At 63.7% G+C, this 3453-nt stretch carries 5 protein-coding genes; 3 read left to right on the plus strand and 2 right to left on the minus strand.

The window, feature by feature from the left end; genetic code table 11:
* Positions 1 to 300, minus strand: a 300-nt coding sequence (locus AC16JP_RS06680; RefSeq protein WP_484339828.1) for a LapA family protein, incomplete at its 3' end; no start/stop codon positions are given.
* Positions 297 to 1061, minus strand: a complete 765-nt coding sequence (locus AC16JP_RS06685) for a competence/damage-inducible protein A (protein WP_484339829.1) — start codon at positions 1059 to 1061, stop codon at positions 297 to 299. The genes AC16JP_RS06680 and AC16JP_RS06685, both read right to left, overlap by 4 nt.
* Before the next feature lie 53 nt (positions 1062 to 1114).
* Here AC16JP_RS06685 and map point away from each other — a divergent pair, with 53 nt between their 5' ends.
* The 3 genes from map to AC16JP_RS06700 form a co-directional block, all read left to right on the plus strand.
* The gene (map, locus tag AC16JP_RS06690; protein ID WP_484339830.1) at positions 1115 to 1921 is read left to right on the plus strand and encodes a type I methionyl aminopeptidase; all 807 of its coding nucleotides are present in this window, start codon (positions 1115 to 1117) and stop codon (positions 1919 to 1921) included.
* A gap of 17 nt (positions 1922 to 1938) precedes the next feature.
* A complete protein-coding gene (locus AC16JP_RS06695; protein ID WP_484339831.1) occupies positions 1939 to 2586 on the plus strand; it encodes a JAB domain-containing protein in 648 nt (215 codons plus the stop codon).
* 117 nt (positions 2587 to 2703) lie between these two features.
* The coding region (locus tag AC16JP_RS06700) for a hypothetical protein (RefSeq protein ID WP_484339832.1) at positions 2704 to 3453 on the plus strand (750 nt) is incomplete at its 3' end.

The following is a 3453-nucleotide window of genomic DNA, read 5'->3' on the forward strand; positions in this document are numbered from 1 at the left end:
AACGGCGGTTGCAGGCGGACGAAGCAGCTCGACCTTGGCCTGCGCCAGTTCGCTTTCGGTTTTGCCAAGCGCCGATTCCAGCTTGGACAGCCGGCGCCGCAGTCGCGCCCGGTCAACCGAGAGCCAGGCCCAGGCCGGGATGAAACCGATGGCGATCGCAATCAGCATCAGCAGCGGCAGCCAGACTTCAAACTGATAGTTGAAGCCAAGGTTTACTGGCACATGCTCGCTGTTCATCACGGTGAAGATGGTCAGCAGCGCAACCAGCGTCGCGATCAGAATCGTCCGGATGCTGCTCATATTTCCCCCTCGTGCGCGTGAATTCCCTCTGCTTCAAGCCCCGCCTTCAGCGCGTCGATCGCAGCGGACAATCTCCCCTCGTCAACCGAGCGAAGCACGAAATTCGCCCCGCCCTTCCCTTCGCGCCAGAACGGATAGGAGCCGATCTGCACACCGTCGTGGCTTGCCTGCACCTGCGCCAGCAGATCGGCCACGCGGCTTTCGGGCGTCCAGGCGCCCACCGCGCGCGAAAGCACCGGCCGGCCACCTTCCAGCCTGCCATCGAGGCCACGCAGCATTCCCTGCGTGATTTTGGGCACGCCCGCCATGATGAACAGCCGCCCGATCCGGATGCCGGGCGCGCCGGTTTCCGGGTTCGGCAACAATTCGGCGCCTTCCGGCACCCGCGCCATCCGCAACCGCGCTTCGGTCAGCCGGTCGCCATAATAGGTTTTCAGGATCTCGACGGCCTGCGGATGATGGACGACCGGCACGCCAAGCGCCGACGCCACCGCATCCACGGTGATATCATCGTGTGTCGGGCCGATGCCGCCGGTTGTGAATACATAGTCATAGGCGCCGAGGCAGGCATTGATGGCGTCGCCGATGGCGTCCACTTCGTCGGCGACTACGCGCGCCTCCTTCAGGCGGATGCCCTGGATGTTCAGCCACTTCGCCAGATAGGCGAGGTTCGCGTCCTGCGTGCGGCCGGAAAGGATCTCGTCGCCGATGATGACGAGCGCCGCCGTCCAGATCCGTTCGGTGCCATCGCTTGTTGCCATACCATTGCCCTAACGCACGTGCGTCTCTAAATCCATGGCCCGAGAGAAGGCACATGAACGATACCCTGACAGACGAACGCACAATCGTGATCCACGACGAGGCTGGCTTTGCCGGCATGCGCGCCGCCGGCCGACTGGCGGCCGAAGTGCTCGACATGCTGGTTCCGCACGTGCAGCCGGGGGTTTCCACCCTCGAACTCGACCGGCTGGCCTACGACCATGTCGTCGCGGCAGGTGGCGTGTCGGCGACGATCTTCTACCGTGGCTATTCCCATGCGCTCTGCACCAGCATCAACCATGTGATCTGCCACGGCATCCCCAACGACAAGCCGCTTGCCAACGGCGACATCATGAACATCGACGTGACGGTCGTCGTCGACGGCTGGCACGGCGATACCAGTCGCATGTATCTGGTCGGCGATCCGCCGCTGAAGGCACGCCGGCTGGTCGACCTGACCTACCAGGCGCTGATGCTGGGCATCGCCGAGGTGAGGCCGGGCAACACCGTCGGCGACATCGGCGCGGCGATCCTCGAACATGCGCAGAAGAACCGGCTTTCGGTCGTACAGGATTTCTGCGGCCACGGGCTGGGCCGGCGCTTTCACATGGCGCCCAACATCGTCCACGCCGGGCGTCGCGGGCAAGGCCCGGTGCTGCGGCCGGGCATGTTCTTCACCATCGAGCCGATGCTGAATCTGGGCCGCGCCGACGCCAAGGTCCTGAGCGACGGCTGGACGGCCGTCACGCGGGATCGTTCGCTGTCGGCGCAGTTCGAACATTCGATCGGCGTGACGGAAACCGGCTGCGAAATCTTCACCCTGTCGCCGGCAGGCCTGCATCAGCCGCCCTGCTCCTCCTGATCATGCCACCAAGGGCCTTGCGCGAAGCCCCCGCCCCGTTCGAGGGGAACAACCACGACGCCGCCCGCAAATCCGGCCACCGCGACCGTATGCGGCAGCGGCTGCTGGAAGGCGGCGCCGACGGTTTCCACGACTATGAACTGCTGGAATATGTGCTGGCGCTGGCGATCCCCCGGCAGGATGTGAAACCCCTCGCCAAGGAATTGCTGGCGCAGTTCGGCGACCTGCCGACGGTGGTTGCGGCGTCGCCCGGCGAACTGATGCGGGTGAAGGGCGTCGGCGAAACGGTTGCGGCGGCCCTGAAGTTCGTCGAGGCCCTGTCGGTCAGGCAGTTGCAGCGCCGGGCGCTCGAACAGCCGCTGCTGACAAGCTTCGCCGCCGTCACCGATTATCTTCATGCCCGGCTCGCCCACCAGTTGACCGAGGAATTCCATGTGCTGTTCCTCGACAACAGGAACCGCCTGATCCGCGACGAAAAGTTCAGCGAAGGAACTGTGAACCAGACGCCAGCCTATCCGCGCGAAATCGTGAAGCGGGCGCTGGAACTGCAGGCGTCGGCGGTGATTCTGGCGCACAACCATCCCACTCGGTCAAAAAGATCACGCTGGAGCACGCACAAGCACGCTGAAACACTAGGAAAATTGGGCACTTTTGCCATTGCGTAGTGGGGGCGGTTTTGGCACATTGGGGGCGGTTTAAGGGGTAGAAAACGGCTTCCCGCTCCCAGCAAGCGATCCCTGTATCTCCTGAACCGATCCCAGTTGCGGAACAGGAGAATCGTGATGCCCAGCCTGACCGACACCGCCATCCGGCACGCATTGAAGCGCGTCGAGGTGAGTCAGAAGCAAGAAAACCTTCCCGACGGCGACGGGCGCGGTACAGGCCGCCTCGTCCTAATTCTGAAGCCAATGCCCAAGCGCGTCACCGCCGATTGGATGGCGCAGCAGTGGCGCGACGGCAAACGCACCAAGAAGAAGATCGGCGCATATCCCTCGATGTCCCTGGTTGACGCGCGCGCGGTCTTCAAACGCGACTTCGCAGATGTCATCCAGAAGGGCCGAAGCATCAAGATCGCGAGTGATACCCGTCCTGGCACCGTCGCGGATCTGTTCGAGGGCTATGTCGCGTCGCTCAAGGCCGCCGGCAAGCCATCATGGAAGGAGACGGAAAAAGGCCTGAACAAGATCGCCGATACGCTCGGCCGAAACCGCCTCGCCCGCGAGATCGAGGCCGAAGAGATCATCGAACTGATCCGTCCGATCTATGACCGGGGCGCGAAGTCCATGGCCGATCATGTGCGCTCGTATCTCCACGCGGCCTTCGGCTGGGGTATGAAATCCGACAACGACTATCGACAGCAGTCGGCTCGCCGCTTCCGCATCCCTTTCAATCCCGCGACGGGCATCCCGACCGAGCCCAAGGTCCAGGGCACGCGATGGCTCGACGAGGACGAGTTCTTGCGGCTGTATCGGTGGCTCGAAAACCCCGATACGCCGGTCCACCCGCCCTACACCCGCGCCGTTCGGCTGCTT

The organism is Sandaracinobacteroides sp. (genome assembly GCF_057137845.1).

What these genes read in the sequence shown, in the direction of transcription:
- AC16JP_RS06685 (WP_484339829.1), bottom strand. Translation starts at nt 1,061, where the DNA reads ATGGCAACAAGCGATGGCACCGAACGGATCTGGACGGCGGCGCTCGTC.
- map (WP_484339830.1), top strand. Translation starts at nt 1,115, where the DNA reads ATGAACGATACCCTGACAGACGAACGCACAATCGTGATCCACGACGAG.